Source organism: Nocardioides sp. (assembly GCF_024509035.1).
Lineage (GTDB): Bacteria > Actinomycetota > Actinomycetes > Propionibacteriales > Nocardioidaceae > Nocardioides.
This window is the reverse complement of the sequence record NZ_JANINT010000133.1, coordinates 1-6,072: the sequence shown is the minus strand read 5'-3', so window position 1 is coordinate 6,072 and position 6,072 is coordinate 1. Positions and strand designations below refer to the sequence as shown.

Below are 6,072 nucleotides of genomic sequence, written 5' to 3'. Positions count from 1 at the left end.
CGGGTAGGGTCCGCACCACCAGGCCGGAGACGGACGGCCTCAACGAAGGGTTTCGAGCACGTGAGCTACTCAGAGCCACCTCCCCCGCCCCAGTACGGCGCTCCGGTCCCCCCGCAGGGCGGCATGCCGCCGAAGACGTCGGGCAAGGCGATCGCCTCCATGGTCACCGGCCTGGTCGGCCTCCTGACGATCTGCTGCGGGTTCTTCGTGGTCACCAGCATCGTCGGGCTGGTCCTGGGCTTCCTGGCCCGCAAGGAGATCCGGGCCTCGAACGGTCAGCTCAAGGGCGACGGCATGGCGCTCACCGGCATCATCACCGGCATCGTGGGCATCCTCATGGTGATCGTCACGATCGTCCTGGTCGCGACCGGCGCCATCGACACGAACTTCGAGTACAGCAGCAACTAGCTCGACAGCTGGACACAGCACGCGCGACGAAGGCCGGCCCTCGGGGCCGGCCTTCGTGCTCGTGCGGGGTGCGCGGAGCGTGGTGTGCGGAGCGTGGTGTGCGCCGGGACCGTTCAGGGAGCGAGCCACGACCCGGGCAGGTTGCGGGCGACCGCGAACGCCGCGGCCAGCACGCAGAGCGTGACGGTGCCGATCGTGATCAACCGGGCGTTGGGCTCGCGCTCGCGCCCCAGCCACCGATCGACGGCCCAGCGCCCCAGCAGGAACACCAGGACCGGCAGCAGCGCGATGAAGAGCAGGTTGCTCGACGCGGCCGCCCCGACGTCGCCGTGGGTGAGGTCGTTGACCGCCCGCAGGCCACCGCATCCCGGGCACCAGAAGCCCAGGGCCGCGCTCGGGCAGTAGCCCCACGACCCGCTCTCGTGCGGGTCGCGGACGTAGAGCGCCAGCGTCGCGGCGCCGAGCGCTCCGATGGTGAGCGCGGGGGCAGCGATCCGCCGCCACCGGCTCGCCTCGACGACCGCGGTGTCCGCGGTCGAGGAGGGCCCGGCGATGGTCATGGCCGCGGGTCGGTCAGTGCCCGGACTCGTGGAACCCGAGCTTGGCCATCACGCCGAAGATCACCAGCGAGGCGACACCGAGGCCGACGCCCACCCAGAACACCGGGTAGCTCACCGGGTCGAGGAGCAGCCCGACGGCGCCGACCACGAAGCCCAGCATCGCGACCGCGACGCCGGTCCAGGCTGCGGGGGTGTTGCCGTGGTGGTCAGACATGCGGGGCTCCTCGATGCGGGGGTCCAGGTGGGCCGAGGCTCGGCCGAGGTCGTGAGGTCGTGCTGGGACGACAGTCTATTCAGGCTCCGCCGCCGTGGGGTCGCGACCCTCGTCGATGGCCTTCCACAGGTCCAGGCTCGTCTGCTCCTCCGGGGGCGTCGTCGGGGCCGGACCGGCGCCCGTCGGCGCGTCGTAGCGGGTCCCCATCTCGGGCCACGCGGGGGCGAGCAGCACCGCCACCGCGGTGGCCGCGACCGAGGCCGCCGCGCCCACGAGCGCCAGCCACCACCAGACGGTGTGGGAGGCGGCCGGGTCGCTGCCGATGGCCGCGAGCTCCTCGCGCAGCTGGTCGGGGACCTGCCACCACCCGACGACGACGGCCGCGACCGCTCCCGCCGAGGCGAGCGTCCCGAGCGCAGCGACGGCACGCCGCACGCGTCCCCGGGTGACGAGGACGACGCCCCAGCAGGCGAGCACCACCAGGCCCAGGGCTGTCGCCAGTGGCAGGTGGGCGTCGTAGGTGATCGCGAAGGTGGCGCGCCCGTCGGCCTCGGCGACCGGGTTGTCGCCCGCGATCGCGGTCAGGCCGCCCGCGACGAGCCCGAGCAGCACGACCGGGCCGAAGGTGCGGCGCCGAGGGTCGGGCTCAGCCATGCGCGGCCACGCCAGGCGCGTCGGCGCGACCCAGGAGGTCGGCGTCGAAGCAGGTGCGATCGCCGGTGTGGCAGGCGACCCCGACCTGGTCGACCTTGACCAGCAACGTGTCGCCGTCGCAGTCGAGGCGCACCTCACGGACCCACTGCGCGTGGCCGGAGGTCTCCCCCTTGACCCAGTACTCCTGCCGCGAGCGGCTCCAGTACGTCGCCCGGCCGGTCGTCAGCGTGCGGGCGAGCGCCTCGTCGTCCATCCAGCCGAGCATCAGCACCTCGCCCGTGTCGTGCTGCTGCACGACGGCCGGGACCAGCCCGTCGGAGGTGCGCTTGAGCCGGTCGGCGATGGCGGGATCGAGGGAGGTCACCGGTCCAGTATCCCGCGCTCCGCGCAGGTCAGCGGCTCGCACCCTGCTGTGCGGTCCAGCTCGCGTGCAGGCCCGCGTAGACGGACCCCTCGTGGGTCACGAGCTCGGCGTGCGGGCCGCGCTGGACGATGCGGCCCCGGTCGACCACGACCACCTCGTCGGCGCTCTCGGCCGTCGAGAGCCGGTGGGCGATCGTGACCGAGGTGCGGCCGGTCATCAGCCGCTCGAGCGCGCGCCCGATGCGCATCTCGAGCGCCGGGTCGACCGCGCTGGTGGCCTCGTCGAGGACCAGCAGGTCGGGGTCGGCCAGCTGGGCGCGCAGCAGCGCGACGAGCTGGCGCTCCCCCGCCGAGAGGGCCTCGCCCCGCTGGCCGACGCGGGTGGCCAGGCCGTGCGGGAGCCCGACGACCCAGTCGCCGAGGCCGAGCTCGGCCGCACTGGCGAGGATCTCCTCCTCGGTGGCCTCGAGGCGTCCGTAGCGCACGTTGGCGGCGATGGTGTCGTCGAAGAGGAAGCCCTCCTGGGGCACGAGCACCACGCTGCGGCGCATCGAGGACTGCGCGATCTCGCGCACGTCGATGCCGTCGAGCAGCACCGCGCCCTGGGAGGGGTCCATCAACCGGGTGAGCAGCTTGGCGATCGTGGACTTGCCCGACCCGGTCTCGCCGACGACGGCCACCCGGGTGCCGGCCGCGATCGCGAGGTCGACGTCGCGCAGCACCGGCGGCCCACCGGGGTAGGCGAACGTCACGTCGTCGAGGTGGACGTCGATGGGCCCCCGCGGCAGGGTGCGCCCGGCCGGCCCCGGGTCGACCAGGTCGGCGGGGGTCTCCAGGATGCCGATCACGCGGCGCCAGCCCGCGATGGCGTTCTGCGCGTCGGTGAGGATCTGGGTGCCCATCTGGACGGGGCCGACGAACAGCGTCACCAGGAACGCGAAGGCGAGGACCTTGCCGGAGGTCAGGTCGGCGCCGGTCGGCAGCACCTCGATGCCCAGCCAGATGCCGACGATCAGCACGCCTGCGTTGGCCAGACCCGCCGAGACGCCGCCGAGGGAGAACGAGAACGCCGTGAAGCCCTGGGCGCGGGTGCTCGCCGCTTGGTACTCGCCGACCGCGGTGTCGATGCGCGCCTGGGTGCGGGCCTCGACGGCGTACGAGCGGACCACGGCCGCGCCGACGACGGGCTCGGAGATCGCGGAGAGCATCACGCCGACCTGGCGCCGGACGGTGCCGTAGGCGTCGGAGAGCTTGCGCTGGAAGTAGCGCAGCGACATGAACAGCGGCGCGAAGCAGACCCAGACCACGAGCGCGAGCTGCCAGCTGTAGACGACCATGACGATCGTCGCGACGAGCACCTGCCCGACGCTCACGACGAACAGCAGGCCGCCGAAGACCAGGAACTGGCTGACCTGGTCGACGTCGCTGGTCACCCGGGAGACGAGGGCACCGCGACGCTCGGTGTTCTGGGTGAGCAGCGGCAGGTCGTGCACGTGGCGGAACGCCTTGATGCGCAGCGTGGCCAGGCCGCGCTCGGAGGCGGTGAAGAGCCGCGAGGTCATGGCGTAGGACGCCCAGCTGGTCACCGCGATGGCGAGCGCGGCCCCGACCCCGGTCAGCACCGTGAAGGACACGTCGGGCCCACCGGGACCGTTGAGGCCCCGGTCGAGGGTCTGCTGGACGGCCACGGGCACCACGACCTGGCCGATCGAGGCGATGATCGCGAGCACCAGCGTCCAGCCGATGCCCTCGGTGAGCTCGGGCGAGTAGCGCACGCCGCGGCGCAGCGTGGCGATCGCGCCGATCTCCTCCCCGGAGTCGAGCGCGGTGCTCATGAGGTCTCCTCCACCAGGTCGTCGACCGCGTCGTCGGCCGGCTCGTCCGCGTGGGCGGCGTGCTGCTCGTAGGCGTTGACGAGGCGGGCGTACGACGGGCTGCGCTCGAGCAGCTCCGCATGGGTGCCGCGCCCGGCGATCCGGCCGTCCTCGAGGTGCACGACCTCGTCGGCCAGGCCGATCGTGGCCTTGCGGTAGGCGACGACGACCAGCGTGCTGTCAGTGCCGTCGCCGTCGCCGTCGCCGGAGCGGAGCGCCTCGAGGATCCGGGCCTCCACCTCGGGGTCGACCGCGGACGTGGCGTCGTCGAGGATCAGCAGCCGCGGGTGCCGCACGAGCGCCCGGGCCAGCGAGATGCGCTGGCGCTGGCCGCCCGAGAGCGAGGTGCCGCGCTCGCCGAGCCGCGCGTCGAGGCCGTCGGGCAGAGCGGCCACGAAGCCCTCGGCCTGCGCGGCCCGCAGCGCAGCCCAGACCTCGTCGTCGGTGACGTCGGCGCCCAGCGTGACGTTGCCGCGCACGGTGTCGTCGAACAGGAACGCCGTCTGTGGCACGACCGCCACCGTCCGGGCCAGCTCGCCGCGGGCCAGGTCGCGCAGGTCGGTGCCGTCGAGCAGGATGCGGCCGCCGTCGGGGTCGACCAGTCGCGCGAGCAGGGTCGTCAGCGTGCTCTTGCCCGAGGCGGTGGCGCCCACGATCGCGACCGTGCGCCCGGGCTCGACCGTGAACGTGACGTCCTCGAGCACCGGCTGGTCGGGGTCGTAGCGGTAGGCCAGCTCCTCGAGCTGGAGGCGGGCGCCGGTGCGGCCGGTCGTCGCGCGCTGGTCGCCGTACGGCATCTCCCCGGTCGCGCGGAGCACCGAGCGGACCCGGTGGTAGCCGACCACGCTGCGCGGGAACTCCCCCAGCAGCCAGCCGATCGAGCGGATCGGGAAGGAGACGATCGTCAGCAGGTAGGCCACGGTGACGACGTCGCCGGGGTCGGTGCTGCCGTTGAGCACCCGCTGCACGCCGACGGCGAGCACGACCAGCACGCCGACGTTGGGCAGTGCGGCGAGGGTCGGGTCGAACGCCGCGCGGATGCGGCCCGCGCGGATGTTCACCTCGCGCAGGCGCTCGGCCTGGGCGGCGAAGCGCGCGGTCTCCTCACCCTCGCGGCCGAGCGTCTTGACGACCATCGCGCCGTCGAAGGACTCGTGGGCGACCTCGCTGAGCTCGGCGCGCAGCTGCTGCGCCTGGGTCATCAGCGGCGAGGCGAGCCGCTGATAGGCCAGGTTGGCGACGATGACCGCGGGGAAGACGAGGAGCCCGACCAGCGCCATGACCAGGTCGGCGGCGAACATCTGGACGACCGCGATCACCATCATCGCGACGGTGCCGACCGCCATCGGCAGCGGCGCGATCGGACCCCAGGCGGCCTCGACGTCGGAGTTGGCGTTGGAGAGCAGCTGTCCGGTCGGGTGGCGCTGGTGCCACTCGAGGGGCAGCGCGAGGTACTGCCGGGTGACCGCCCGCCGCGTGTGGGCCTGCATGCGGTACTGCATGACGCCGGCGCCGAGCCGGCGGGCGACGATGCCGACGGCGCGCAGGATCGCCACACCGAGGAACAGCGCGAGCACCGCGAGCAGCATGTCGGCGCCGATCTCGCCGTCCTCGTAGGCCGGCAGGACGACGTGGTCGGTCGACCAACCCAGCACCCAGGCGTCGGCGACCGTGAGCGCGCCGAACAGCACACTGCCGATCGTGGAGACCGTGAAGATCCAGGGCTCCCGGCGGATCGCGACGCCGAGTACGGCGAAGCCCTCACGCGTCGTGCCGCGTCGGCTCGCCTGCTTGTCCGCCACCTGTGTCCCTGGCCGTCTCTCTCGCTGCTGGTTCGTCTCGTTCCTCGCGGCAACCCCGCGGCCCGGACAGGGTATTCCCCGGCACCCCCCTGACCGGGTGCGACATAGTCTCGGCCCCATGAGCTCCTCCCTCGCCCGACGGGAACGCGACGCCCTGTGCGACCTGGCCCTGCTGCTCGGCCCGGACGCACCCACGC

At 73.3% G+C, this 6,072-nt stretch carries 7 protein-coding genes; 1 reads left to right on the top strand and 6 read right to left on the bottom strand.

Translation table 11 applies throughout. The features are described from left to right. The first annotated feature begins 60 nt into the window (after positions 1-60). Positions 61-408: a DUF4190 domain-containing protein gene (locus Q0L15_RS10885; RefSeq protein WP_296604294.1), complete on the top strand. Its 348-nt coding sequence runs from the start codon at positions 61-63 to the stop codon at positions 406-408. Positions 409-521: 113 nt separating this feature from the next. On the opposite strand, the gene Q0L15_RS10880 is transcribed toward Q0L15_RS10885, so the two are convergent. From Q0L15_RS10880 to Q0L15_RS10855, 6 genes are all read right to left on the bottom strand, one after another. Continuing rightward, positions 522-968, bottom strand: coding sequence for a DUF2752 domain-containing protein (locus tag Q0L15_RS10880; RefSeq protein WP_296604293.1), 447 nt, complete (start codon positions 966-968; stop codon positions 522-524). 13 nt (positions 969-981) lie between these two features. Next, positions 982-1,182 (bottom strand): HGxxPAAW family protein, encoded by a 201-nt coding sequence (locus tag Q0L15_RS10875; RefSeq protein ID WP_296604291.1) that lies wholly within the window; start codon positions 1,180-1,182, stop codon positions 982-984. Between the two features lie 75 nt (positions 1,183-1,257). Next, complete coding sequence (locus Q0L15_RS10870; RefSeq protein WP_296604290.1) at positions 1,258-1,836, bottom strand: Trp biosynthesis-associated membrane protein; 579 nt, start codon at positions 1,834-1,836, stop codon at positions 1,258-1,260. Next, on the bottom strand, positions 1,829-2,200 hold the full coding sequence (gene hisI, locus Q0L15_RS10865; RefSeq protein ID WP_296604289.1) for a phosphoribosyl-AMP cyclohydrolase: 372 nt from the start codon (positions 2,198-2,200) through the stop codon (positions 1,829-1,831). The genes Q0L15_RS10870 and hisI overlap by 8 nt, the downstream gene beginning before the upstream one ends. 28 nt (positions 2,201-2,228) lie before the next feature. Beyond that, positions 2,229-4,034 (bottom strand): ABC transporter ATP-binding protein, encoded by a 1,806-nt coding sequence (locus Q0L15_RS10860; RefSeq protein WP_296604287.1) that lies wholly within the window; start codon positions 4,032-4,034, stop codon positions 2,229-2,231. Continuing rightward, entirely contained in the window at positions 4,031-5,875 is a 1,845-nt protein-coding gene (locus tag Q0L15_RS10855; protein ID WP_296604286.1) for an ABC transporter ATP-binding protein, read from the bottom strand. The genes Q0L15_RS10860 and Q0L15_RS10855 overlap by 4 nt, the downstream gene beginning before the upstream one ends. Positions 5,876-6,072: the final 197 nt, after the last annotated feature.